We start from the raw sequence: 22,921 nt of genomic DNA on the forward strand, positions 1-22,921 counted from the left end.
GCGAGCCGTCCGAAGACGGCTCGCCCACGCCGCCGTCCGCAGTCAGGGTCCGCTTGACGTGGCACCCCCGGGCGGTGGCCCGATCCCCGGGGAACGCGTCAACGGCGAACAGGTCGCCACGGTCACGCTCGTCGGCGTTGAGGTGGAGCAAGTTGATCTTGGCCATGCGCGGAGAGTAAGAAGGTCTTCACAGTCCTGGCTAGACAAGAAGAAGCCCCCTAGCGGCCGTTGGGCCTGCTAGGGGGCTGTATGTGCGCCCGAAGGGACTCGAACCCCTAACCTTCTGATCCGTAGTCAGATGCTCTATCCATTGAGCTACGGGCGCTTGTGCTCAGCCAGTGTACACACCCGGCTTTCGCGCGGAGACTCCGGGATTCGAACCCGGGAGGGGCTTTAAGACCCCAACCGCATTAGCAGTGCGGCGCCATAGACCAGACTAGGCGAAGTCTCCCTGGTGATCCGCAGACCACCGCGCCCGAGGATACAGGTCGCCACCCACCGGGAGCAAAACGACTTCCGGGGTACGGCCCGGTCCCCGTGTTTCACCCCTGTGCGGCGGCGTGATCGGGACTACGCTCCATCGATATGCAGGAGCAGCCGCCGAGCGAGCCGACCCGTCGAGAGCCTGCTGAAAGAGCGCGTCGACGCTCTCCGCGGCCCACCTTCACGCCGCCGACCGCCGCCGAGCAGCCCGACGAGACGACTGCGCCGCCGGCAGCCGCTCCGGCGAGCCCGCGTCCTCGACGGGCCAAGGCTGCCCCGGCCGTGCTGTTCCAGCCACCGGACCCCGAGCGCCCCCTGCCCCGCCAGCCGCGCCGCTCGTCTCCGGCATCGAGCGTCCCACCCGCCGCCGACCAGGCCAGCCCGCCACCTGACGCCTCACCGGCGGGCCAGGCCGGCCCACCGAATGACACCCCAGCCCGCGACCAGGCCGGCCCGTCGGTGAACACCCCGGCCGATGAGCAGGCCAGCCTGCCGGAGACCGCCCCAGCCACCGACCAGGCCAGCCCCTCCGACGGCACCCCGGCAGCGGAAATGGACCAGCCGGGCAACAAGCGGGCGACCCCCAAGGCCACCCCCAGCAAGAAGGCCACCTCAGCCGAGAAGGCCCTCCCGGCCAAGAAAGCCACCCCCACCCAGCGGGCCACCCCAGCCAGGCAAACCGCCCCGGCCGACGAGATCACCCCAGCCAGGAAGGTCACCCGAGCCAGGAAGGCCGCCCCGGCGATCAAGCGCAACGCCACGCCCGCGCAAGCCACCTCGGCGCCGCAGCCCTCGACCGCCATGGCCGGAGCAGAGCACGACCCGGTGCCGGCTTCGGGGCGTACCCCGGAATCGGATGTGCGGGCGGTGATCGCCCGCCTGCGCGACCACCCGGGCTTCGCGCCGGAGTTGCTGGCGCTGGAGGCGGTCCGGGCGCTCGGTCCGGGCGCCGCCGAGTGGGCGCAGCGGCTGCGGGCCCGGTATCCGGACGCGCCGGCGGACGGCCTGGCGCGGCTGGCGACCCGGCGGTACGTGCGGGCGGCGGGCGCGGGAGGGGCGGCGGCCGCGCTGGCTGGGCTCTTCGCGCCGCTCGCCGAGCTGGCCTCGGTGCTCTGGACCCAGTCGAACCTGGTGTTGCGACTGGCTGCGGTGTACGGCAAGGATCCGACGCACCCTGACCGGGCCGCCGACCTGCTGGTGCTCACCCTTGTGCATCCGGACGCGACGAGCGCGCAGGAGGCCCTGCTCGCGGCACAGACGACTGGCGATCCGGTCGAGGGCGCCTGGCCGAGGGCGGCGGAGGCCGCGTGGCGGCTGGCGGCGCCGCTCACCGCCCAGGCGGGCGGGTGGGTGGCGTTGCGGTTGGCGTCCCGCCTGTTGCCGGGTGCGGCGGTGGTCGCCGCCACGTTGGGTGACGCGGCGGCGGCCGATCGGTTGGCCGCCCGTGCGGTGGCGGCCTACCGGCCGGGCCGGCGCTGAGGGTCAGAGCCAGGTGAACCAGTCGCGGGGCAGCAGCGCGTAGCCGACGAAGGCGACCACGTCGAGCAGGGTGTGCGCGATGATCAGCGGCAGCACCCGGCGGGTTCGCAGGTAGAAAAGGCTGAACACGACGCCCATGATCGCGTTGCCGACGAACGCGCCGAAGCCCTGGTAGAGGTGGTAGCTCCCGCGCAGCAGCGCACTGGCCGCGATGATCGCGGCGAGCCGCCACTGGAGCTGGCGCAGCCGGGTGACCAGGTAGCCGACCACGATCACCTCCTCCAGCACGGCGTTCTGCACGGCGGAGAGGATCAGCACCGGAACCGCCCACCAGACGTGCGGCAGGGCCGCCGGCACCAGCGTGGCGTTGATGCCGAGCTGTGCCGCCGCCCAGAACAGGGCCAGCCCGGGCAGGCCGATCAGCGCGGCCAGGCCGGCACCCCGGGCCAGGTCCTGGCCGGGCCGCCGCGCGTCCAGGCCGAGGGTCCGCACCGGGTCGCCGGGGTCACGGCTGAGCAGGTGTACGGCGAGCAGCACGGGCAACAGCGCGAAGACGATGCCGAGGAGCTGGTACGTCAGGTCCAGCCAGGGTCGGGCCGACGCCGAGGTGTTCAGTGACGCGGTCTGCTTGGAGAGCGGCCCCTCGGCGGTCAGCTTCGCGATGATCGAGACCACCGCGTAGACCGCGGACTGGCCGAGAGAGAGACCGAGGACCAGCAGCGTCTCGGTCCCCAGTACTCGGCGGGACACCGGGCGGGTCAGCTCAACGGTCACCGCACCACTCTGCCCGACGGACGGCACGGCGGACACGGCCGATCGGCCGGCGTGAACCGATCGCACATTCTGTGCGACCGGTGAGCACGCTCCGTGGAGATTCTATGAGCGCCCGATCCGCTGCCGTCTGGAGAAGGAGCACCGGTGGACAACGTCGCACGGTTGCTGAAGGAGAGCTGGACCCTCGTCGAGGAGGACCGGGAGCGGCTGAGCGGGCACTTCTACGCCCGACTGTTCCTGCTCGACCCCGCCCTGCGGCAGCTCTTCCCGGTGCAGATGACCGGCCAGGGTGACCGCCTGCTGGAAGCGATCATCACGGCGATCCACACCGTGGACGACCCGGAGAGCTTCGACGAGTTCCTGCGAGCGCTGGGCCGGGACCACCGCAAGTACCACGTCGACGACCGGCACTACGCCACGATGGGCGTCGCGCTGCTCGATGCGCTGCGCAGCACCTCCGGCGACGGCTGGAACCTGGAGTACGACCAGGCGTGGCGGGACGCGTACGCGGCGATCGCGGCGAAGATGGTGGCCGGGGCGGCCGACGACGACAACCCGCCGTTCTGGCACGCCGAGGTGCTGACCCACGAGCGGCACGGCTCGGACCTCGCCGTGCTGACCTGCCGGGCCCTGCAACATCCGCTGTCCTGGCGGGCGGGCCAGTACGTCAGCCTGGAGCTGCCCCGCTTTCACCCGCGGGTGTGGCGGAACTACTCGGTGGCGAACGCCCCGAACGACGACAACGTGCTGGAGTTCCACGTGCGGAGCCCCGGCGCGGGGTGGGTGTCCGGGGCGCTGGTCCGCCGCGTGCAGCCCGGGCACCTGCTGCGCTTGGCGGCGCCGATGGGCTCGATGACCCTGGACCGCACCTCGGAGCGGGACATCCTCTGCGTGGCCGGCGGCGTCGGGCTGGCGCCGATCAAGGCGCTGGTGGAGGAGCTGGCCAGCTACAACCGGACGCGCTGGGTGCATGTCTTCTACGGCGCCCGGCACGCGACGGACCTGTACGGGCTGGCCCGCCTGCAGGAGTTGGTGGCCGCGCACCCGTGGTTGTCGGTCACCGCGGCGTGCAGCGACGACCCTGACTTCGACGGCGAGTTGGGCGACATCCCGGACGTGGTGGCTCGGTACGGCCCGTGGACGACGCACGACTGCTACGTCTCCGGGTCGGCGCAGATGGTCCGGTCGACGCTGCGGGTGCTGGCCGCGGACGAGGTGCCGCCGCCGAACATCCGCTACGACACGTTCGGCGATCTCTAGACGTTCCTCCCCCCACACCGGGGCGCGTGCCCCTGCCCCCTGGGGCACGCGCCCCGGTCCCCGCCCTGCTCAGTAGCGCCAGGGTTGCCCCGTCTCCCGGTATTCCTCCACCGGCACCAGCGGCACGCCGGGCGCCATCCGGTCGACGTAGAGCCGCCCCTCCAGGTGGTCGATCTCGTGCGCGACGAGCCGGGCCATGCCGAACTCGAACGAGGTGATGATCCGGCTGCCGTCGTACTGGGCGTGTTCCACGTCGAGTCGCAGCGGTCGGGGCACCAGACCGCGGTGGTCGAAGAAGGAGAGGCACCCCTCGTACTGCTCGTCGGTCTCCGGGTCGGCGTCGACCACCCGGGGGTTGAGCAGGACGACCGGTTCCGCCGTCCGGTCGGGGGGTCGGACCACGGCGGCGGCGCGGCCGACGCCGAGCTGCGGTGCGGCGATGCCCACTCCCTTGTTGAACGGGTGCAGCTCGTCGAGCCGGGACAGCGCCATGGTGAGTCGGTCCACGACGTCCCGGGCCACAGGTTCCTCGCCGGGCAGGTCGAACTGCCGGACCTGCTGGCGGAGGAGGTCGGCCCCACGCTGGACGATGCCGATCCCGCGCATCCGCTCGCTGGGGCGGACCCGGGTGCCGCCGGGACCGACGTCCGGGTCGGCTTCCGGCCGAGCCCGGAAGCGCCACTGCATCCGGTAGCGGGCGTTGAGCGGCGGGGCGTCGGTCTGCCAGTCGTAGATCGCCCGGTCGCCCTCGTCGCGACGCTGCGGCGCCGTCCGCAGCGGGCCCTCCTCCGCGGAGAGCGAGGTTTCCACGCCCCAGACCTGCGGGTCGAGGGCCACCGGCAAATCCAGGCGTACGGCGAGGTGCCGCGTGGGCAGCCGGACGGCCCGCTGGAACCAGGGGCCCCACTTCTCGTGCCCGACGCTGTACGCGTACTCGATGATGGCCCGGTCGCCGGGGTAGAGCGGGAAACGCCGTTCGCCGTTCTCGAAGAGCAGCCAGATCTCCTTGAACGCGTCCCGGTCGTGTTTCGCCCGCCAGTGCATCGGCTCCGGGTCGCCGGCGCCGTCGTCGCGGCGGGCCTGCAGTTGCAGCTCGGCGAAGGTGAGCGGGTGTTCCCGGTGGTGCCGGTTGGAGCGACCGGGGTCGTTCGGGTAGCGGTCCACCGCGACGCGGACGAGGTAGCGGGTGACCGGCTCGGTGCCGGCGTTGTAGAGCTCGCGGCGGATGACGCACCGGTAGGCGTCGTCGGTGTGGGTGAGGGTGGCCAGTTCCCGCTCCACGACGAGGCCGGTGCCGGGGGGCAGCCACTGGCCGGGCAGCGGGGGTTCGCGGTGCGGTTGGCCGGACCGGGCGTGCCGGAGGTCGTCGTACTCCCGGAAGCGCTGCCAGATCGCGCCGCTGGCCTCCAGGACGGCCTCGGCACGGCGGGCGAAGTCCTCGGTCGGGCGGTGTCGGCGCCCCTCGACGTGGCTGACGTAGGACGGGTCGAACCCCATCAGGATGGCCAGTTGCTTCTTGGACAGGCCTCGCCCGGCGCGATGGCGGGCAAGCTCGGCCGCGAAGGAGTCGGCAGCCCGTTCGAGGGGTGACGTCGTCATCGGCTTCCTCGTGGCCGGGAGTATTAGTTTCACGTTCCGTGGCGAAGCGCACACGCATCTGCCACCTTGTCGACACAACGCTTGACAATCCACCGACGGTGATCGATCCTGCGGCGGCGTTTTCGGAGGCCGGGCGCGGGTAGTACGCCGGGGCGCGGAGCGCTGCTCCCGCCGGGAGCCGAAGTGACCCGGACCTCCCGATCCGACCGAGGCAAGGCTTCCCTTAGACCGGCAGGCGTGGTTAGGCTAGCCTTAGCTCAGGACGACGTGCTCGTCCGCCGGGGCACGCTCCCGGTCACGCGGACGGGGGATGACACGGTGACAGCGGTGATGCCGAGGCGGGACGTGACCGCCACGCCGCTCGCCCCCGTCACCGCGGCGCTGCGGGCCATGTTCGGCACCGACGACCTTCCCGGTCTCGCCCGGGGCCTGCTGGTCGACGACGAGTTCGGTTGGACGCCCGCCACCACCCTGATCGACGGCACCCGCCTGCCGGAGCTGCTGCACGCGGCCAGCGTCCGCTGGGGTGGCACCCCGCACGCCTGCGCCGCGCTGGCCTGGAAGTCGTACAGCTACTGGACGGCGCTGCCGGTCGTGCTCGGCTGGGCCTCGGCCCGCCGGGTGCCGCTGCTCGACCCGTCCGACGTGCTGATCCACTTCGAGGACCACCGGCCCCTGCTCACGCTGGGCCTGCGCCACGGCACCACCGTGGCCGTGCTGCCGAGCGACCCGCTGGCGCTCTCCGGCCTGCCGGAGGTGCGCGTCGTCGCCGGCGAGGCCGAGTTGCTGGCCGAGCTGCGTGCCTCCCTGCTCGACGCCCACCTGGCGCCGCTGATCGCGGCGATCCAGGCGGAGGTGCGGGTGGGCACCCGGACGCTGCTCGGCTCGGTCGCCTCCGGCATCGCGCACGGCATCCTCCGGGCCGCGGACGCGCTGCCGGGCTCGACGGTGCAGAGCATCGACACCCTGCTCGGCGCGCTCGACCTGGCTGACCTGGTCGAGCTGGTGCCCGGCCCGACCGGTGAGCCGAGCGTGCAGCGACGCACCTGCTGCCTGGCCTTCACGCTGCCCAGCCCGAAGGTCTGCCAGGGCTGCTGCGTCCGGCAGGGCTGATCCCGCGAGTCCAACTCCCGGGCCGGCCCCGCTCAGTCGGTCAGCGGCCGGACGTCCCACACCCAGACGCCGCCGGTGAAGACCGGTTGGATCCCGGTCAGCTCGGTCATTCCGCGACGCAGTTCCATCTCGTGCTCGTGCGGCCCGAGGATCACCACGCCGGCCCGCCAGTAGCGCAGGTCGTCGACCGCCTTGACCCGATCCTGCGGGGTGATCGGCGGCACCGCGCCGGTCCGTCGGATGGTGGCGAAGAAACTGCTGGTGGGCCGGGGCGGCGCGGTGAACAGCGCGACCTTCGGCGGCTCCGCGCTCGGGCGGGTGTCCGGTCCGAGGAAGTAGCCCCGGGCCAGCGGCATGTCCAGCCGGGTCGCGGCGGACCAGCGCAGCGGCTCCGCGTAGTTCGTGTCCGGCAGCGGCAACGTCACCACGCTGCGCCCACCAGCCACGTACGGCCGCCACGCCCCGCTGGTCACGAAGGTGGGGACCGGGTCCAGCTTCACCACGGGCAGCGGGGTGGGCAGGATCGGCAGCAGGGCCATCGTCAGCACGGTCGCGGTGGCGAAGCGGATCTGCGGCCGAGCGGCCGGATGCGTACGGGCCAGTTCGCGGGCGCGTTCGACGCCGTAGGCGAGCAGCACGCCGACGATCGGGGTGATCGCCAGCGCCCACCGGGTCGGCACCACCGAGTGCAGGATCGGCAGATTCTCCAGCGCGGCCCAGGGGCCCGGCACGCCGGTGCCGTGACCGGCGAAGCGGATCTCCCGCCCGAGCGAGAGCACCGCGAAGAGCAGCCCGAGCCCGGCCAGCGCGAGCACCACCACCGACCGCCGCAGCCACCAGACCAGGGCGACCACCAGCACGAGCAGCGACCAGCCGAAGAAGCTGTTCTCCTCGGTCGGGTTCTTGGCCAGCCCGGCGGAGGTGCGCGGGCTGCCGGCCAGCGATTCCCGGGAGTACGCGACGAACGAGGCCAGGTCGCTGGAGTAGCCGCGGATCAGGCTGGACAGCCCGGAGTAGGCGCCGGGCCCGAAGAACTGCACGTACAAGGGGTACGCCAGCAGCAGACCCGCGACCACCGCGGCGACGGCCAGGCCCGCGAAGAAGGACCGGGCCCGTGACCGCAGGGCGGGGCGGCCGAGGGCCAGCGCGCCGACGATCACGCCGAGCCCGATCGCGGTCATCAGCAGGATCTCCAGGTTGAGAAACGCCTGCCAGACGATCACCAGAGCGAGCAGCACCCCGTTGCGCAGCCAGCGGCCGGGTTCGGCGAGCCGCAGCGTACGCCAGATGATCAATGGGACGACGAACTGCGACACGATGTTCGGGTGCCCGTTGGCGTGCGACACCATGGCCGGCGCGAACGCGCAGAAGCCCGCGCCCAGCCAGGCCGGCCCCCGGGCGCCGACCAGGACGCGGGAGAGCAGGAAGTACCAGGCGGTGGCGGTGGCGATCATTCCGAGGGTGAGAAAGAGCAGGAATGCCGCACGTGGCCCGAACAGCAGGGTGACCGGCGTCATTGGCAATGAAATGGATAATACGGACGTATTTGCCATGAGGTTGACGCCGTCCGGCACGTTCATCTGATCGGATTGGAACGGGTACGCAAAATGCGTGACCACTCGCGCACCGTGCGCCATCATCCATTCGAACTGTGACTGGTCGGAGCGGTTGTCTCGCACTCCGCTGCCCGGGTCCCACCAGAGACGCCCGGTGACCCAGAAGCCGAGCACCACGAAGCTCAGCACGGCGGCCAGATCGGCCCACTTCCCGTTACGGCGCAACCGATCGCCGCCGCCGGCCTCCTCCACCGGCGACGCGGTGGCCGGGCCGTCGCCGGGCGCGTCCGGTTCGGGAGTAGTCATGACAATTCATAGGGTAGTCAGCGTATGGCGGTGCCGTGACATGTTTCGGGGTACTGCCGTACTATGTGCCGGGTTCGCCGACCGCCGATCACGTGCCCACCCCCCGACCGCAATTCGGCCAACCGCTCCCCCGATTCTTCTGCCATCCAAGCGGATGATTCACTCTGTCGGTCCAGGCACGGTTCGAGTTCATATCGTGAGGAATCGACGCATGGCAGAAATCACTGGGGATCAGCGCGTCCAGTCCGAGGTGCTGGAGGGCCTGGCAACGGCCGTCAACCACCGCCGCTGGTTCGTCGAGCTGGCGGTGCCGTACCTCGGTGACGACCCGATCGAGATCGGCAGCGGCCTCGGTGACTACGCGCTGGAATGGTCGCAGCGGCTGCCCCGGTTCACCGCCACGGAGGCCGACCCCGACCGGCTGGTGCAGCTCAAGGAGCGCCTCGCCGCCCAGCCCGGCATCGACGTCCGGCAGATGCTGCTCCCGCACAACGACCGGGGGGACTACAGCGCCGCGGTCTCGTACAACGTCCTGGAGCACATCGAGGACCACGTGGGCGCGCTGCGCAGCATGCGCGACCTGGTCCGCCCCGGCGGCGCGGTGATCATCATCGTGCCGGCGTTCCAGTTCGCCATGAGCCCGGCGGACATCGCCACCGGCCACGTCCGCCGGTACACCAAGAAGACGCTCGGTGCGGCGATGACCGAGGCCGGCCTGACGGTGGAGAAGATCCACTACGCCAACGCGCTCGGGCTGATCGGCTACTTCATGGCCACCAAGGTCTTCCGGCTGATGCCGAAGGAGGGGCCGATGGTCAAGGTGTACGACACCCTCGTCCTCCCCGCCACGAAGGCCGCCGAGCAGGTCGTCCGACCCCCGTTCGGCCAGTCCGTCTTCGCCGTGGCCCGCGTCCCCGCCTGACTCACCCCGCCCCGCGATCTTGCACTCGACCGTGAACGGACCGTGCAAGATCGCGGGGTACGGATCATTCCTTGATCTGGTGCGTGGGGCGGATCACCGCTCTCGCGAGGGTGTGGAAGGTCAGGTTGAAGCCGACGTAGGCCGGGCTCGCGTCCGGGGTGAGGTCCAGGCGGTCGACGTCCAGGGCGTGCACCGCGAAGACGTACCGGTGCGGGCGGTCACCGGGCGGCGGCGCCGCCCCGCCGTAGCCCTGCTCGCCGTAGTCGTTGCGGACCGAGAAGGCCCCGCCGAGGTCGGTGCCCGCCGCGGCGCCCGCGCCGGTGGGCAACTGCGTGACGTCAACCGGCACGTTCACCAGCACCCAGTGCCAGAAGCCACTGCCGGTCGGGGCGTCGGGGTCGTAGCAGGTCACGGCGAAGCTCTTGGTCTCGGCGGGGAAGTCCGACCAGGTCAGCTGCGGGGAGACGTTCTCACCACCGGTGCTGCCATGCGCGTGCCGGGAGTCCATCGGCTCGCCATTCTGCACGTCGTCACTCGTCAGGGTGAACGAGGGCACGGTCGGCAGCAGCTCGTACGGGTCCGGGGCGATCGGTCGTTCGAGGGTCATCGGGACGGCGTCCTTCCGGTCTGGGTAGATACCTGCCCTTCATACCCCGTTCCGGGCCAACGAACGACCGGCTGCGTCGGTTGTCCGGCAGCACCAGCCGGACGCTATGGTTGGCAGCCTGCAACTTTCCACGGGGGGAATACTTGCTAGGGATCTGGCGCGATTTCGTGGTCGCCGTCGTCACCGCGCTGCGCAAGCCGGACGAGCAGGCGCTCGCCGAGGAACGCCGCCGCGCGATCGAGCGACTGGCCGACGAAACGATCCGCGAGACCCGACGGGACGCGCCCGAGGGGAAATAGTCGCCGGCGGTCAACGGGCCCAGGAAACGAAGCGCTCGTACAGTTCGCCCGCTGGGATGGCGGGCAGCTCCATCACAGCCACCGCGTGCAGGCTGCCCACGTACATGGACAGGCCGATCCGGTCCCGCCCGTAGGCCTCAGCCAAACGGACTCGGGCCGGTGCGCACGGCCACGGCGTGTCCTGCTCACAGCTACGGCAGGTCCATTCCGGGCGGCGCGGCACGTGGAAATCAGCGAGCCGGCCATCCAGTGCGGCGACGGCCCGCTCGCCCTGTGCCGCTCGGGCTCGTGCAGCTGCCTTGGCGGTAGTGGGCACCTCCCCAATCATCGGCCCGCACCGGTTTCCCGCCGATCGGCGGATTGATGACGAGCCTGGGCCAGCAACCGCGCCCGCGCTGCTTCCTGCTCTGCCCGTTGGATCGCCGGACCGATAGCCGTGGGTGGTACGGCGAGCGACAGCCACCGGGATCTCCGGCGCAGCAAACTGAAAGGCCAGATCATCGCGGCGTCCTCCCGCCTCAGGGCGTGGCGGCCTGCCCGCTGTCCCTCGCCGGGTCAGATGGCCGCCCGCAACACCCACTGCAATCGTGAGGACACGCTAAGGAGTTGGAAGGGCCGCAAAGGGTACGCGACGTACCCAGCGACAGGCCGTACCCCTAGAGTTCCGGCACCGCGATCCGGGTCTCCAACTGAATCGCCTCCGCGCGGATCGCCGCTGGCGCCTCCCGGGCCAGCCGCCCCGCCAACTCCTGGGCGGCTGGCGAGTATCGGACGGTCTCCGGAGACGTGGTCTCGGCGAGGTTCAGCAGATGAAGCGTCGCCTCCCGCGCCCCCTCAAGGTCGGCGGAGCGGGCAAGCTCGACGTAGTGTCGGCCGCGCCGCTCGGTCGACGGGATCGACGCCGGATCGAGCGAATGCGCACGCCTCTGGGCCTCGTCAGGATCTCCTAGGTCCACCGCGCACATCACGGCGTATACGTCGACCAACGGCCGCGACACTCGGGTGCGAAGGCCGACGAACTCCGCTGGTAGAGCCTGCTCGACCACCCGACGAGCGGCATCCCAGTCCGACCACGCGCCCTGGTCACCGGTGCGGGCCCTCGTCAACGCGGTACAGAGATACAGGTCAGCCAACATCTCGGCCCACTCACTGCCCCCATCGGCGACTCGGGGTTCGATCAGAGCCCGAGCCTCGCGCAACCGCTCCAGCGCTTCGTCACCGCGGCCGACCGCTCGCAGCAGGTGCGCCGCGTACCAGGTGGATTGGGCGATGGCGAGAGGGTCATCGGCATCAAGGGCCGCAGCCATGCCTCGGTCGACGGTCAGCCAGCACAGCTCACGATCACCGTGCCAAGCAAGGTATGCCTGTGCGAGGTGATGCGCCTGAGCAAGCAGAGCGAGGCTTGCACGTCGGTCGTCGCCCGAGTGAAGCCGGGCCGCTCGCTGGGTAGCGTCGAGCAGACCGGGCAGGATGACGCTCACCTCGGTGCGCTGATGCCGAGAGGTGTGCCAGGTCTGCCATGCGGCGTCCACGGCACCTCGCAGATAGTCGGGGGAATCTGGCGTACCGGAGACGGTGATCTGCCAAGCGGTCAGTGCGCGACGAACGTCGCCGATGGCTGGATGACTGGGTCGTCCGTCCAATGACAGCGTCACCTGCGGCCCGAACAGATCGCCGAGGTCACGTACACCAAGGTGCGGAGCTAGCTGCTGGGCGGCCCGCAACGTCAAGCTTCGACGTCCGTTCTCCACGAACTTGACGGTGGTCGGAGAGAGCCCGGCAAGGCCGGCGAGCTGCTCGCGAGACAGGCCGGCGGCTCGACGAAGCCGCTCGACGCGCTGACCGGGAGTGGGTTGCTGATCGGACATGGAGGCACCTCGCAGCATCGGGTACATCGCGTACCCCGACCGTACGCCGCGAGGAGGCACCCGTCGATGTGCTGAGGGGCGCGGGATTCGGCCCACGAAGACATCGCTGGCGTCGGTCTTTTCAAGACCAACGAGTTCACGGACCTGACCTGGTGATACGGGATGCGCATGACTGACGACATGAAGACCGGCCGCCAACCAGTTCGACGATCTCTGCTAATCCTCGTGTCGGCGTAGCAGAAATGCGCTCCGACAAGTTGTGTTTATAGCGTTTGTGGCCCCATGCTCGAATCATGGTGACGACGGGTGAGGAACTTCTGACCACCGGTCAGGTTGCCAAGCTACTTGGATCTTCGCGCCAGCAGGTCGTCAACCTGTGCGAGCGTGGAGAACTGCCGTTCGTGAAGGTCGGCGCGCATCGGAGGATCAGGCGGCACCAGGTTGAGGCGCTGATGCGCCCGAAGCCGGAACTGACTCGTGATCAGCTCAAGTCGCTGTGGCTGCACCAGGCGGTAGCGGGCAGTTTGGTCACCGACCCGGACGCGGTAATGGGCAAGGCCCGGGGAAATCTCGACCGACTCCTGCGGCAGCACCGAGGAACGATGACCGAGGTGTGGCTGAAGCGCTGGCAAGACAAGATCAACGAGGGTGTCAACGCCGTCCTGAGGACGCTGACCTCGGATGATCCGGAGGCTGTGGAGCTACGACAGAACTCGCCCTTCGCTGCAGTCCTGTCGCAGCCACAGCGCAAGAGGGTGCTTGAGTCCTTCACCCGCAATGGCTGGGAGCGAGCGGGGTGACGCGAGCAACTGGAGCACGTCCTGGCTGCCCGAGGGGTGGCGGGATCGGCTGATTACTGGTGGAGTCCCAGAGCACCCAGCCGGGGCGCGGGTACACGCTCGAACCGCACGACTGCGTCGTGTCAAAGCTGGTAGCTGGCCGGGAGAAGGACCACGCCTTCGCCGGCGCACTTCTCCGGGCCGGGCTCGTCGACCCAGCGGTGATCGCGGAGCGGATCGAGATGGTCGACGTCCATCCGCTGGTGCGGAAACGGCTGAGGGACTGGATCGGCCTCTGCCTGCCGGCAACCTGACGGCTACGCGGCACTCTGCTGCTCGTCGGCGGAGGGTGTGGGATTCGAACCCACGAAGACATCGCTGCCTTACCGGTTTTCAAGACCAGCGCCATCGGCCACTAGGCGAACCCTCCCGGACCGCCACCCGTGGGTGCGCGGCCGTGAACAGTCTGCCACGCCACCCGCCGGACGGCTCGGCGTCCCTCCCGCAAGCGCCGGTCAGGCGGGCGCCGCTGCGTCCACTGTGGCGCGGACCGGAGTCACTCATGGGCATCGGGGCGTGCAGCGTCCTGATCAACTCGCGTTCCAGGAAAGCGGGGCATCAGATCGTCATGGATACCCCGCCTTCCTGGAACCCGGGCCGAGCACCGACGACCGGCGCGCGCGCCCGGGGTGCGCCTGCGTCCCCCGGGGGCATCGGGTAAGACTGAGGCCATGCGAGCCATCACCGTTCCGCAGCCCGGTGGACCCGACGCGCTGGTCTGGGCCGAGGTCCCCGACCCGGAGCCCGGTCCGGGCGAGGTGATCGTCGCGGTGCGGGCCAGCGCGGTGAACCGCGCTGACCTGCTGCAACGGCAGGGGCAGTATCCGCCGCCGCCGGGTGCGCCCCCGTACCTCGGGTTGGAGTGCTCCGGGGTTATCGACGCGATCGGGCCGGAGGTGACCGGTTGGGCCGTCGGCCAGGAGGTCTGTGCGCTGCTGGCCGGCGGCGGGTACGCCGAGCGCGTCGCCGTGCCCGCCGGGCAGCTGCTGCCGGTGCCGGCCGGCGTCGACCTGGTCGACGCCGCGGCGCTGCCGGAGGTGGCCTGCACGGTCTGGTCGAACCTGGTGGGGGTGGGCCGGCTCGGCTCGGGTGACACGCTGCTGGTGCACGGCGGGGGCAGCGGGATCGGCACGTTCGCGATCCAGTTCGGGGCGGCCCTCGGCGCCACGGTCCTGGCGACCGCCCGCGCGGCCAAGCACCCCCGCCTGCGCGAACTGGGCGCGGCGGACACGATCGACTACCGGGAGCAGGACTTTGTCGAGGAGGTCCGCAAGGCCACCGACGGCCACGGCGCGGACGTCATCCTCGACATCATGGGCGCGTCCTACCTGGGCCGGAACGTCGCCGCGCTGGCGACCGGCGGCCGGCTCGTGGTGATCGGGCTGCAGGGTGGTCGCAAGGCCGAGCTGGATCTCGGTGCGCTGCTGACCAAGCGGGCCAGCGTCGCGGCGACCACGCTGCGCTCCCGACCGCTGGCCGAGAAGGCGGAGATCGTCCGGGGCGTACGCGATGAGGTGTGGCCGTTGGTCGAGGCCGGCGCGGTCCGCCCGGTGGTGGACCGGCGGCTGCCGATGGCCGAGGCTGCCGAGGCGCACCGGCTGGTCGAGTCGAACGACCACGTCGGGAAGGTGCTACTCACCATCGGATGAGGCGCGGGGCAACATGAGCCGTGCGCCGGGGCCCTCGCCGGCCAGCGCGTCCCCCGGGTTGTAGAGCGTGCAGCGTTGCAGGGACAGGCAGCCGCAGCCGATGCAGCCGTCCAGGTCGTCGCGGAGTTTGGTGAGCAGCCGGATCTTCTCGTCCAGCCGGCCGCGCCAGCTCGCGGAGAGCCGCTCCCAGTCCTGCGGGCTGGGGGTACGGCCGCCGGGCAGCGATTGCAACGCCTCGCGGATCTCGTCCAGCGAGACGCCGACCTGCTGGGAGATCCGGATGAAGGCGACCCGCCGCAGTTCCGTGCGGGCGTAGCGGCGCTGGTTTCCGCCGGTGCGATTGGCGCGGATCAGACCGAGCCGCTCGTAGTAGCGCAGCGCCGACGGCGCGACGCCGGAGCGGACGGACAGCTCGCCGATCGTCAACGAGTCCTGCATCACCGGGTCCTTGAGTTGAAGTGGACTTCAACTCAAGGCTAGCCCGAACGGATGAGCGCTCAGCGGGTCGCGGCGGCGGGACGGCGGCGTGCGCGCTCGCGACCGAGGATCCAGATCGCCTCGACGCCGTCCTTCCAGGTGATCTTCTTGCCCTCTTCGCGGCCCCGCGCCCGGTAGCTGATCGGCACCTCGTACGGGCGGATCCGGCGGCGCAGCAGCTTGCCGGTCACCTCGGCCTCCATGCCGAAGCCGCGCGAGCGCACCTCCAGCGACCGGTAGAGCTCCACCGGCATCAGCTTGAAGCAGGTCTCCAGGTCGCCGATGTACGAGTTGAAGAGCACGTTGGCCGCCATCGTGACGCCCTTGTTGCCCATCACGTACCAGAAGCTGTAGGCGCTGTGGCTGCCGAAGGTGCGATTGCCGTAGACCACCGTGGCCCGCCCGTCGAGCACCGGGGCGAGCAGCTTGGGGATGTCCTGCGGGTCGTACTCCAGGTCGGCGTCGAGGATGACCATGTATTCGCCCTCGGCGCTGTCGACCGCCGTCTTGATGGCCGCGCCCTTGCCCGCGTTGCGCTGGTGGGTGATCACCCGTAGGCGGGCGTCGTCGGCGCGGTCGAGGACCTCGCCGGTGCCGTCCCGGCTGCCGTCGTCGACGACGACCAGCTCGATCTCGCAGGGGTAGTCAACCGCCAACGCCTGCTTGAGGGCATCCGCGATGCGTTCTTCCTCGTTGTAGACCGGCATGAGGATCGAGAGCTTCACGGGAATCTCCACGGTGGCGACAACACGTCGGGCCTAGCCTAGCCTGGCTGGTCAGCCCGACGGTGGCCGCCACCGTCGGACAGTCGGCGTGGCGGGTTCAGCGCGATGGTGTTTACTTCCCGCCATGTCGGCTGCCGGCTCCCTGCTCGCGGTGCTCCCCGCCGCCTCGGTGCTCCTGCTCACGGTCGCGACGAAGCCCCGCGGGGTCGACGCGGTGTCGCCGTCACGGCTCGCCGCGGTGCGCGCGGCCCTGGTCGCCGGGGCGTACGCCGTGCTCGTCGTCGAGGTGCTCGGCGCGCTGCACGCGCTGACCCGGCCGGCGTTCGTCGCCGCCTGGCTGCTCTTCCTGCTCGCCACCGCGACGGCGGTGGGCCTGCGCTGGCGCCGGGAGACGCCGGCCGCCGAGGTGCCCGCCGCGACGTCCCGGCGGGTGCCGGTCGGCGCGGCGGTGACCGCCGGCGGCGGCCCGGAGACGTCCGTCCCGCTCGCCGACCGCGGCCCGGCCGGCGGGCGCGACGCCACGCCGGTCCCGATCGGTGAGGTACGCGCCGGCCTGCGCAGGGCAGCCGAGATCTGGCGTACGGCGAGTCGGGGCGAGCGGCTGCTCGCCGGCGGCATCGGGGGACTGGTGCTGCTGGAGTTGCTGGTCGCGCTGCTGGCCGAGCCGAACAACTTCGACTCGCAGACCTACCACCTGCCCAAGGTCGAGCACTGGGTGGCCCAGGGTGACCTGGACTTCTGGCCCACCGCCATCCACCGGCAGGTGACCATCCCACCCGGCGCGGAGTACCTGCTCCTGCACCTGCGCCTGCTCACCGGCGGAGACGCGCTGCACAACCTGGTGCAGTGGGCCGCCGGGGTGCTCTGCCTGCTGGTGGCCGCACGGATCACCGCGCAGCTCGGCGGCGGCCGGCGGGCTCAGTTGATCACCGCATTCGTGCTGGCCAGCACCCCGATGGTGGTGCTCCAGGCGACCAGTACGCAGACCGACCTGGTCTGCGCGGCCTGGGTGGCGTGCGCGGCGACCCTCGTCCTGGACGGGCTGCGTCGGCGGACCGGTTGGGGGACGCTGCTGGGCCTGGGCGCGGCCACCGGGTTGACGGCGGTGACCAAGACCAGTGGCCTGATCGCGGTGGGTCCGCTGCTGGTGCTGTGGGGACTGGCCCAGCTCCGGCTGGCCCTGGCCGACCGGGCACCGGCCGCCCGTCGGGTTCGGCCGGTCGCTCCGGTGGCCCGCGTCGTCGGTGGCTCGGCGCTGATCCTGGTGGTGGCGGCGCTGGTGGTCGGCCCGTTCCTGACCCGGGTGACCGCCGAGTTCGGGCATCCGCTGGGCCCCCCGCGGCTGCGGGAGTCGATCCCGATGGAACGGCACGATCCGGCGTCGATCCTGGTCAACGCGTTGCGGATCGGGCACACGGCGTTCGACACGCCGCTGGCGCCGCTGCGCAGCGCCAGCGCGGACGCGATCATCGAGGGCGCGGACGTGATCGGTGTCGACCCTCAGGACCGGGCGATCACCTTCGGTCGGGAGGTCTTCCCGGTGCCCGCCTGGTATCCGGACGAGGACCGGGTGGCGTTCCCGATCGCCGGGGCACTCGCGTTGCTCGGCGCGCTGGCCGCGCTCGTCCGCCCACGCCGGCTCGATCCCGGGCAGGTGGGGCCGCTGCGCTCGTACGCCGTGGTGGTGCTGACCACCGTGCTGCTGCACACCGCGATGCTCAAGTGGCAGCCGTGGGGTAACCGGCTGCTGCTCTACGCCCTGGTCCTCGCCGTGCCGCTCGCCGGTTTGTGGCTGGACGCGCTCCTGCGCCGCCACGCGAGCCCGGAGCCCGGGGTGACGGCAGGGCGGCGGTCGGTGGCCACCGTGGCGACCGTCGCCGTGTTGGCCACCTCGGCGCTGGCCGGGGTGCTGGCGCTGTCGTACGGCTTCCCGCGCCGGCTCGTCGGCTCCGGCTCGGTCTTCACCACCTCGGACTGGGACACCCGGTTCCTGCGCCGGCCGCAGTGGGCCGACGAGTTCCGCTGGGCAGCGGCGGCGGTCCGCGACAGCGGCGCCCGGCGGATCGGGCTGGTGGAGCAGAACGACAACTGGGAGTACCCGTGGTGGCTGCTGCTGCGCCAGCCGGACGGCGGCTCGCCGGAGCTGGTGTCGTTGCAGTCGGTTCTGCCGGAACGGCCGCCGGCCGACCCGGCCTCGGTGGACGCGATCGTCTGCACCGGCAGTCAGCCCGCCTGCGCCAAGCTGGTTCCGGCCGGCTGGCGGTTGGAGTTCCGCGGCTACGTGGGCTACGCCCTGCCGCCCGCCCGCTGACCGCCGGATGCTCGGGCCGAGCCGAGCCGGTCCGAGCCGAGCCGAGCCGAGCCGAGCCGAGCCGAGCGCCCGGATCGTCCGATCCGGGCGGTTCTGCATCCCGCGCGCAAGGATCCGAGGCGCATTCACATCTGTTGATCCGCACGTTACCGTCTGGTAACTCAATCGACCTCCCACGATTGAGCCGAAAGGAGTGTGTCGATGCCTGCCACCCCCGCCAGGCCAAAACGCGCGACCCGACGACGGGCCACCACCGTCGCCGTCGCCGTCGCCGCTCTCGTCCTGCCGATGCTCGCCGGACCGGCCGCCCCCGCCACCGCCGCCGACCGACCCGCCGTTGCACCACTCCCGGCCAACCTGGAGGCCATCCGGGCCGCCGAGGCGACCGCCCTCTACGGCAGCCCCGCGATCCGCCCGATCGAGCAACGCCGCACCGCACTGATCACCATGGGCGACAGCGAGATCTCCGGCGAGGGCGTCGGCAACTATGTCCCCGGCACCCATCAGGCCGACAACTGGTGCGACCGCTCATACGACCAGGCGGTGTTCCGCACCGGCATCCCGTCGGACGCCCAGTACAACCTCGCCTGCTCCGGCGCCACGCCGTGGAACCTCATCGCCGGTGGCCCGACGCAGCACAACGAGCTGAACCAGGGCGACTACCTCGGGATCAAGGCGCGCAACACGCACGTCAAGCTGATCTGGGTGGTGGTCGGCGCGAACGGCGACGGCACCATCCAGTTCGGGCCGGTCGCCACCGACTGCGCCATACGCCGGGTCTTCTTCCAGGGCGCCTGCTACCCCACCTACACCGACCAGTGGACGATCCGCACCGACGGCAGCCGCCAGGCCGTGACCGACGCGCTCAACGACATCCGGCAGACCATGACCAACGCCGGCTACCTGCGCTCGGACTACGAGCTGGTGCTGATGTCCTACCCGAGCCCGGGCAGCCCCGACGTCGAGGACAACCCGAACTTCCCCGGCTGGTACTCCGGCGGTTGCCTGCTCTACCTCGCCGACGCCGCGTTCGCCCGGAACAAGGCGGTGCCGCTGTTCGAGTCGGCGCTGCGAACCGCCGCGGCGAACACCGGCACCCGCTACCTCGACGCGAGCCGGCTCTTCCACGGCCACGAGGCGTGCACCGACAACACCTCGGTTCGCGGGCTCTACATCGAGGTGGGAATCTGGGACGAGAACGCCGCCCGGCAGTCGTTCCACCCCAACGCCCGCGGGCACGGCATGTTCGCCCAGTGCATCACGCAGTTCTGGAACTCCGGGCAGCAGCGGGCCAGCTGCGTCGACCCGGCCAGCACCGGCAGTGGTGTGCTCTACCCGGGCCTGCTGGAGTTCAAGCAACTGCGCAACCTCGCCACCGGCACCTGCGTCGACGGCAAGGGGTACGACTCCCGCAACGGCACCCCCCAGCAGCCGTACACCTGTCACGGCGGTCGTAACCAGGGCTTTTGGTACGACTCCGCCCGGCGCTCGCTGCACTCGGAGCTGTCCCACGACCGGTGCCTGGACGTCTCCAACAGCTCGATGACCGCCGGCACCGCGGTCAACGTCTACGACTGCAACGGCACCGCCGCCCAGCAGTTCGTGTTCGCCGGCAACCAGCTCAAGCCGGCGAGCGCCAGCAACCTCTGCGTGGCGTTCGACAACCCGTGGCTGGGCACCCCCCGGTTGCGGTTGGCCACCTGCTCCAGCAGCACCCGCCAGCAGTGGTCGTACGAGTCGCGCAGCTTCGCCAACCCGGTCGGCTACGGTCACGACGACTTCATCGGCTCCCGCGTCTACTGAGACAGTGACGGGCCCCCGGGCGTACACCCGGGGGCCCGTCGCTCACTTGTCGCGCGGGATGAGGATGAGCCGGGCGACTCCCTTGTCGCCGTCCTTCGCACCGGCGACGCCGAGCTTCGCGCCGACCTTGACCTCGCTCGGCTGCACCGTCGCGCGCCGCTCGACGACCCGCAGGTCGTCGCCGAAGGTCCAGGTCATCGTGAAACCGTCGGTGGACTTGACGGTCATCGAGTCGCCGTCGATGGCGGTCACCTCGCCGCGCTGCACGGCGACCGTCTGCGTACCGTTGTCCTTGGTCTGCACCACCGCCTCGCCGTGCAGGGTGTTCTTGCGCAGCTGCACGCGGGCCTGGTGGCGCTTGCGCCACTCCTCGCCGCGCTTCTGCCGGTCCTTGTCCCGAGCCGTCGGGGAGGCGCCCGGCGTCGGGGTGGCCGGGGCGGCGACGGTCTGCACGTCCAGGTCGGTGGCGTCGAAGCCCATCGCGGTCAGCGCCTGGCCCTCCACACCCATCGCGGCGGCGACCTCGACCGCGGCGTCCCGCGCGGGCTGGCTGGCCACCTCGGCCGCGCCGCAGCCGCTGACGCCGAGCGCGACCGCCGCGAGCAGCGCCGTGGTGCCGGTGACGAATCCCCAACGTGGCATGACTCTCCCTCTCGTCCGTGGAGCCCTCAGCCTTCCCCGCGTCCACGAGCGGACCGTCAGGCCGATGTTCGGGTCAGGTAAGGATCACCGGGCAGCCGGACCGTGAAGGCGGCGCCGCCCTCGGGCGCGTGACCCGCGACGATCTCGCCGCCCAGCCGGCGGACCAGCCCGGCGGCGAGTGCCAGCCCCAGCCCGCTGCCCACCTTGCGCACCCCCCGGTAGCGCTCGTGCAACGCCCCCCGCTCGAACGCCACCGCCAGGTCGTCGTCGGTGAAGCCGGGTCCGCCGTCGCGGACCTCCAGCACACCGCCGGCCGCCGGGTCCGCACCGACCGGCCGGACCGCGAGCACCACCGGCGCCCCCGGGGGTACGACCCGCAGCGCGTTCTCCAGCAACCCGTCCAGCACCTGTCGGATCCGACCCGGATCGGTGTACGCGGACACCGGCTGACCGGGCGTCTCCACGCGGAACGACACACCCACCGCAGCGCACCGACCCGACCAGGTCGGCTCGGCCTCGGCGGCCAGCCGGGTCAGGTCGACCGGCACCGGTTCCAGCGGAAAGTCGGCGGCCTCCAGCCGGGCCAGCGCCAGCAGATCGCCGATCAGCCGGTCCAGGTGCTGGGCCTCGGCCAGCATGGTCCGGCCGGTGCCGGCGGCGTCGTCCGCGTCGATGACGCCGTCGGCCAGCGCCTCGGCGTACCCCCGGATCGCGGTCAGCGGGGTCCGCAGCTCGTGCGAGACGGAGAGCAGGAACTCCCGCTGCCGGCCCTCGCTGGTGGTCAGGGCCGCGGCCAGGCCGTTCAGCGCCTCGGCCAGGTCGGCGACCTCGTCCGGCGGTTCGACCGGCACCCGGACGGCACGGTCCCCGGCGCGCAGTCGGGCGGCGGCGGTGGCCGCGACGCGGATCGGTCGGGCCAGGCGGCGGGCCAGCAGGAGGCCGGCCACCACGCCGGCGGCCAACCCGGCCAGCAGCGGCAACCAGAGGCTGAGCAGCACCTGCGCCCACAGGCCGTTCGACGTGGCGCGGGACAGCACCACCCCGTTGCCGCCGGGCAGCGCCCGGCCCTCCACCAGGGCACGGTGGCCGTTGACCGGACGGCGGGCCGACACGTTGCGGCCCTGCCCGATCCGCTGCACCACGCGGGCCGGCAGGCCCGACCGGTCGACGGTCCCGCGCCGGATCAGGTACGCGTCGATGCCCTGGTCGCGCAGTTGCTGGATGAGCCGCTCCTCGTCGGCGGTGCGACCCCGGTCCAGTCGGGTGCGCAACACCTCGGCGGCGAGTCGGGCCTGCGCGGCGAGCGCCTGCTGGTCGCGTCGCTCCGCGCCGCGGATCGCCAGTGGCACCGCGACGATGGCCGTGACGAGCACCGACACCAGTGCCACCGCGCAGGTGACCAGAACCGCGCGGGCGGTCAGCGTCCGGCCGAGCCGCCTGCGCCGGGGTGCGGCCGGCGGGCGGGCGCCGACCACCGGCAGCGCCATGGTCGGCGACTCGGAGCGCACGGGCTGCTCAGGCATCGACCGCGTACCCCACGCCCCGGTGGGTACGGATGACGCTTGCCGGGCCGAGCTTCGCCCGCACCTGGGCGACGTGCACGTCCACCGTGCGGGTTCCCGCGTGCGCGGCGTAGCCCCAGACGCCGGCCAGCAGCTCCTCCCGGGTGAAGACCCGGCCGGGCCGGGCCATGAGATGCGCCAGCAGGTCGAACTCGGTGGAGGTGAGCTGCACCGGTACGCCGGCGGCGGTGACCGTCCGTCGGGCCGGGTCGAGGGTCACCGGGCCGACGATGCGCGGTCGTTCCGCGCCCTCGGGGCCACCGGCGGCGCGGCGCAGCACCGCGCGTACCCGGGCGACCAACTCGCGCGGGCTGAACGGCTTCGTGACGTAGTCGTCGGCGCCCAGCTCCAGGCCGACGATCCGGTCCACCTCGTCGTCGCGGGCAGTGAGGAAGATGACCGGCGTCCAGTCACCGGCCTCGCGCAACCGGCGGCAGATCTCGGTGCCGGGGAGACCGGGCAGGGCGATGTCCAGGACGCAGGCGACCGGGCGCAGCCGGCGGGCGGCGCTCAGGCCGGCCTCGCCGTCGCGTTCGAGGTGAACGCCGAACCCGTCGCGGGTGAGGTAGAGCCGGACCAGGTCGGCGATGGCCGGCTCGTCCTCGACCACGAGGACGAGCCCGCGGTGCGGGGGTTCGAGGGTCACC

At 71.5% G+C, this 22,921-nt stretch carries 21 protein-coding genes and 3 tRNA genes; 10 read left to right on the forward strand and 14 right to left on the reverse strand.

Annotated elements, in window-relative coordinates:
- Nucleotides 1-252: 252 nt before the first annotated feature.
- Nucleotides 253-325: transfer RNA gene (locus tag ABZU46_RS13500), tRNA-Arg, on the reverse strand.
- Nucleotides 326-360: 35 nt separating this feature from the next.
- A tRNA-Ser gene (locus ABZU46_RS13505) sits at nucleotides 361-451 on the reverse strand.
- Between the two features lie 134 nt (nucleotides 452-585).
- Here ABZU46_RS13505 and ABZU46_RS13510 point away from each other — a divergent pair.
- Nucleotides 586-1,962, forward strand: coding sequence for a hypothetical protein (locus tag ABZU46_RS13510; protein WP_354857254.1), 1,377 nt, complete (start codon nucleotides 586-588; stop codon nucleotides 1,960-1,962).
- Nucleotides 1,963-1,965: 3 nt separating this feature from the next.
- On the opposite strand, the gene ABZU46_RS13515 is transcribed toward ABZU46_RS13510, so the two are convergent.
- Nucleotides 1,966-2,736 carry a CPBP family intramembrane glutamic endopeptidase gene (locus ABZU46_RS13515; protein WP_354857257.1) on the reverse strand — a complete coding sequence of 257 codons (771 nt, stop codon included), beginning with the start codon at nucleotides 2,734-2,736 and terminating at the stop codon, nucleotides 1,966-1,968.
- Between the two features lie 144 nt (nucleotides 2,737-2,880).
- Between ABZU46_RS13515 and ABZU46_RS13520 the strand changes: the two genes are divergently transcribed.
- Entirely contained in the window at nucleotides 2,881-3,996 is a 1,116-nt protein-coding gene (locus tag ABZU46_RS13520) for a globin domain-containing protein (RefSeq protein ID WP_354857260.1), read from the forward strand.
- A gap of 69 nt (nucleotides 3,997-4,065) precedes the next feature.
- Here ABZU46_RS13520 and ABZU46_RS13525 read toward each other — a convergent pair whose 3' ends face one another.
- Nucleotides 4,066-5,595, reverse strand: a complete 1,530-nt coding sequence (locus ABZU46_RS13525) for a peptide deformylase (RefSeq protein WP_354857261.1) — start codon at nucleotides 5,593-5,595, stop codon at nucleotides 4,066-4,068.
- Between the two features lie 330 nt (nucleotides 5,596-5,925).
- On the opposite strand from ABZU46_RS13525, the gene ABZU46_RS13530 reads away from it, so the two are divergent.
- Nucleotides 5,926-6,708, forward strand: coding sequence for an IucA/IucC family C-terminal-domain containing protein (locus ABZU46_RS13530; protein ID WP_354857362.1), 783 nt, complete (start codon nucleotides 5,926-5,928; stop codon nucleotides 6,706-6,708).
- 32 nt (nucleotides 6,709-6,740) lie between these two features.
- Here ABZU46_RS13530 and ABZU46_RS13535 read toward each other — a convergent pair whose 3' ends face one another.
- Nucleotides 6,741-8,570: a hypothetical protein gene (locus tag ABZU46_RS13535; RefSeq protein ID WP_354857262.1), complete on the reverse strand. Its 1,830-nt coding sequence runs from the start codon at nucleotides 8,568-8,570 to the stop codon at nucleotides 6,741-6,743.
- Nucleotides 8,571-8,781: 211 nt separating this feature from the next.
- On the opposite strand from ABZU46_RS13535, the gene ABZU46_RS13540 reads away from it, so the two are divergent.
- On the forward strand, nucleotides 8,782-9,492 hold the full coding sequence (locus ABZU46_RS13540; protein ID WP_354857265.1) for a class I SAM-dependent methyltransferase: 711 nt from the start codon (nucleotides 8,782-8,784) through the stop codon (nucleotides 9,490-9,492).
- 64 nt (nucleotides 9,493-9,556) lie between these two features.
- On the opposite strand, the gene ABZU46_RS13545 is transcribed toward ABZU46_RS13540, so the two are convergent.
- Entirely contained in the window at nucleotides 9,557-10,099 is a 543-nt protein-coding gene (locus ABZU46_RS13545) for a YbhB/YbcL family Raf kinase inhibitor-like protein (RefSeq protein ID WP_354857267.1), read from the reverse strand.
- 143 nt (nucleotides 10,100-10,242) lie between these two features.
- Here ABZU46_RS13545 and ABZU46_RS13550 point away from each other — a divergent pair, with 143 nt between their 5' ends.
- On the forward strand, nucleotides 10,243-10,398 hold the full coding sequence (locus ABZU46_RS13550) for a hypothetical protein (protein ID WP_354857269.1): 156 nt from the start codon (nucleotides 10,243-10,245) through the stop codon (nucleotides 10,396-10,398).
- Nucleotides 10,399-10,408: 10 nt separating this feature from the next.
- Here ABZU46_RS13550 and ABZU46_RS13555 read toward each other — a convergent pair whose 3' ends face one another.
- Both ABZU46_RS13555 and ABZU46_RS13560 read right to left on the reverse strand, forming a co-directional pair.
- Complete coding sequence (locus ABZU46_RS13555) at nucleotides 10,409-10,714, reverse strand: hypothetical protein (protein ID WP_354857271.1); 306 nt, start codon at nucleotides 10,712-10,714, stop codon at nucleotides 10,409-10,411.
- Nucleotides 10,715-11,054: 340 nt separating this feature from the next.
- On the reverse strand, nucleotides 11,055-12,266 hold the full coding sequence (locus ABZU46_RS13560) for a helix-turn-helix transcriptional regulator (RefSeq protein WP_354857274.1): 1,212 nt from the start codon (nucleotides 12,264-12,266) through the stop codon (nucleotides 11,055-11,057).
- A gap of 293 nt (nucleotides 12,267-12,559) precedes the next feature.
- On the opposite strand from ABZU46_RS13560, the gene ABZU46_RS13565 reads away from it, so the two are divergent.
- Nucleotides 12,560-13,066 carry a helix-turn-helix domain-containing protein gene (locus ABZU46_RS13565; RefSeq protein ID WP_354857276.1) on the forward strand — a complete coding sequence of 169 codons (507 nt, stop codon included), beginning with the start codon at nucleotides 12,560-12,562 and terminating at the stop codon, nucleotides 13,064-13,066.
- Between the two features lie 119 nt (nucleotides 13,067-13,185).
- Complete coding sequence (locus ABZU46_RS13570) at nucleotides 13,186-13,359, forward strand: hypothetical protein (protein ID WP_354857278.1); 174 nt, start codon at nucleotides 13,186-13,188, stop codon at nucleotides 13,357-13,359.
- Between the two features lie 29 nt (nucleotides 13,360-13,388).
- On the opposite strand, the gene ABZU46_RS13575 is transcribed toward ABZU46_RS13570, so the two are convergent.
- Nucleotides 13,389-13,475: transfer RNA gene (locus ABZU46_RS13575), tRNA-Ser, on the reverse strand.
- A 301-nt stretch (nucleotides 13,476-13,776) separates the two neighbouring features.
- Between ABZU46_RS13575 and ABZU46_RS13580 the strand changes: the two genes are divergently transcribed.
- On the forward strand, nucleotides 13,777-14,754 hold the full coding sequence (locus ABZU46_RS13580; RefSeq protein ID WP_354857280.1) for an NAD(P)H-quinone oxidoreductase: 978 nt from the start codon (nucleotides 13,777-13,779) through the stop codon (nucleotides 14,752-14,754).
- On the opposite strand, the gene soxR is transcribed toward ABZU46_RS13580, so the two are convergent.
- Both soxR and ABZU46_RS13590 read right to left on the reverse strand, forming a co-directional pair.
- Entirely contained in the window at nucleotides 14,737-15,192 is a 456-nt protein-coding gene (soxR, locus tag ABZU46_RS13585; RefSeq protein WP_354857283.1) for a redox-sensitive transcriptional activator SoxR, read from the reverse strand. The genes ABZU46_RS13580 and soxR overlap by 18 nt on opposite strands.
- Nucleotides 15,193-15,251: 59 nt before the next feature.
- On the reverse strand, nucleotides 15,252-15,956 hold the full coding sequence (locus ABZU46_RS13590) for a glycosyltransferase family 2 protein (protein ID WP_354857285.1): 705 nt from the start codon (nucleotides 15,954-15,956) through the stop codon (nucleotides 15,252-15,254).
- Between the two features lie 124 nt (nucleotides 15,957-16,080).
- Here ABZU46_RS13590 and ABZU46_RS13595 point away from each other — a divergent pair, with 124 nt between their 5' ends.
- Nucleotides 16,081-18,267, forward strand: coding sequence for a glycosyltransferase family 39 protein (locus ABZU46_RS13595; RefSeq protein WP_354857287.1), 2,187 nt, complete (start codon nucleotides 16,081-16,083; stop codon nucleotides 18,265-18,267).
- A 201-nt stretch (nucleotides 18,268-18,468) separates the two neighbouring features.
- Complete coding sequence (locus ABZU46_RS13600; RefSeq protein ID WP_354857289.1) at nucleotides 18,469-20,070, forward strand: ricin-type beta-trefoil lectin domain protein; 1,602 nt, start codon at nucleotides 18,469-18,471, stop codon at nucleotides 20,068-20,070.
- 42 nt (nucleotides 20,071-20,112) lie between these two features.
- On the opposite strand, the gene ABZU46_RS13605 is transcribed toward ABZU46_RS13600, so the two are convergent.
- The 3 genes from ABZU46_RS13605 to ABZU46_RS13615 are packed head-to-tail and all read right to left on the reverse strand — an operon-like array spanning nucleotide 20,113 to nucleotide 22,920.
- Nucleotides 20,113-20,712 carry a hypothetical protein gene (locus ABZU46_RS13605; RefSeq protein WP_354857291.1) on the reverse strand — a complete coding sequence of 200 codons (600 nt, stop codon included), beginning with the start codon at nucleotides 20,710-20,712 and terminating at the stop codon, nucleotides 20,113-20,115.
- Between the two features lie 56 nt (nucleotides 20,713-20,768).
- Nucleotides 20,769-22,235, reverse strand: a complete 1,467-nt coding sequence (locus ABZU46_RS13610) for a histidine kinase dimerization/phospho-acceptor domain-containing protein (protein ID WP_354857293.1) — start codon at nucleotides 22,233-22,235, stop codon at nucleotides 20,769-20,771.
- Nucleotides 22,228-22,920 (reverse strand): response regulator transcription factor, encoded by a 693-nt coding sequence (locus ABZU46_RS13615; protein ID WP_354857295.1) that lies wholly within the window; start codon nucleotides 22,918-22,920, stop codon nucleotides 22,228-22,230. Before ABZU46_RS13615 ends, ABZU46_RS13610 begins: the two co-directional genes overlap by 8 nt.
- Nucleotide 22,921: the final 1 nt, after the last annotated feature.

The organism is Micromonospora sp. NPDC005197 (assembly GCF_040608295.1).
Lineage (GTDB): Bacteria > Actinomycetota > Actinomycetes > Mycobacteriales > Micromonosporaceae > Micromonospora.

What these genes read in the sequence shown, in the direction of transcription:
- ABZU46_RS13510 (WP_354857254.1), top strand. Translation starts at nt 586, where the DNA reads ATGCAGGAGCAGCCGCCGAGCGAGCCGACCCGTCGAGAGCCTGCTGAA.
- ABZU46_RS13525 (WP_354857261.1), bottom strand. Translation starts at nt 5,595, where the DNA reads ATGACGACGTCACCCCTCGAACGGGCTGCCGACTCCTTCGCGGCCGAG.
- ABZU46_RS13530 (WP_354857362.1), top strand. Translation starts at nt 5,926, where the DNA reads ATGCCGAGGCGGGACGTGACCGCCACGCCGCTCGCCCCCGTCACCGCG.
- ABZU46_RS13535 (WP_354857262.1), bottom strand. Translation starts at nt 8,570, where the DNA reads ATGACTACTCCCGAACCGGACGCGCCCGGCGACGGCCCGGCCACCGCG.
- ABZU46_RS13540 (WP_354857265.1), top strand. Translation starts at nt 8,782, where the DNA reads ATGGCAGAAATCACTGGGGATCAGCGCGTCCAGTCCGAGGTGCTGGAG.
- ABZU46_RS13545 (WP_354857267.1), bottom strand. Translation starts at nt 10,099, where the DNA reads ATGACCCTCGAACGACCGATCGCCCCGGACCCGTACGAGCTGCTGCCG.
- ABZU46_RS13560 (WP_354857274.1), bottom strand. Translation starts at nt 12,266, where the DNA reads ATGTCCGATCAGCAACCCACTCCCGGTCAGCGCGTCGAGCGGCTTCGT.
- ABZU46_RS13565 (WP_354857276.1), top strand. Translation starts at nt 12,560, where the DNA reads ATGGTGACGACGGGTGAGGAACTTCTGACCACCGGTCAGGTTGCCAAG.
- ABZU46_RS13580 (WP_354857280.1), top strand. Translation starts at nt 13,777, where the DNA reads ATGCGAGCCATCACCGTTCCGCAGCCCGGTGGACCCGACGCGCTGGTC.
- soxR (WP_354857283.1), bottom strand. Translation starts at nt 15,192, where the DNA reads ATGCAGGACTCGTTGACGATCGGCGAGCTGTCCGTCCGCTCCGGCGTC.
- ABZU46_RS13595 (WP_354857287.1), top strand. Translation starts at nt 16,081, where the DNA reads ATGTCGGCTGCCGGCTCCCTGCTCGCGGTGCTCCCCGCCGCCTCGGTG.
- ABZU46_RS13600 (WP_354857289.1), top strand. Translation starts at nt 18,469, where the DNA reads ATGCCTGCCACCCCCGCCAGGCCAAAACGCGCGACCCGACGACGGGCC.
- ABZU46_RS13605 (WP_354857291.1), bottom strand. Translation starts at nt 20,712, where the DNA reads ATGCCACGTTGGGGATTCGTCACCGGCACCACGGCGCTGCTCGCGGCG.
- ABZU46_RS13610 (WP_354857293.1), bottom strand. Translation starts at nt 22,235, where the DNA reads ATGCCTGAGCAGCCCGTGCGCTCCGAGTCGCCGACCATGGCGCTGCCG.